This window comes from Aquabacterium sp. UBA2148, assembly GCF_002328915.1.
GTDB lineage: Bacteria > Pseudomonadota > Gammaproteobacteria > Burkholderiales > Burkholderiaceae_C > Aquabacterium > Aquabacterium parvum.
On sequence record NZ_DCXA01000021.1, the window covers coordinates 13,892 to 14,261 of the forward strand.

Consider the following 370-nt stretch of genomic DNA (forward strand, 5'->3'; position numbering starts at 1 on the left):
CCCTGGATGCCGGGCCATCAGGAGGCGACCCACGCGAGCCTCCGCACGACGATCTCACCGATTTGTTCGAAGACCATGAGGTGCCCGGCGCAGGCCCAGGCCCAGGCGAGCTGACCCCGCCTCCTCGTTCGTCCATGTCCGACCCGCTCACCGGCCTGGCCAGCCGCCTGATGCTGGAAGACCAGCTCGCCTCTGCCGCTCTGCGAGCCGAAGCCCGCCAGCGCCGCCTGGCCCTGCTCTACATCGACCTCGACGGTTTCAAGGCCATCAACGACTCCTGTGGCTACCGCGCCGGTGACGGCCTGCTGCGCGAAGTCGCCATCCGCCTGCTCACCATCGCACGCTCGACCGACACCATCGCCCGCGTCGG

1 protein-coding gene is annotated in these 370 nt (G+C 69.5%); it reads left to right on the plus strand.

Annotated features, from left to right (window positions below):
- Positions 1-134: 134 nt before the first annotated feature.
- A partial coding sequence (locus tag B2W70_RS01340) for a diguanylate cyclase domain-containing protein (protein ID WP_286742147.1) occupies positions 135-370 on the plus strand: 236 nt, incomplete at its 3' end.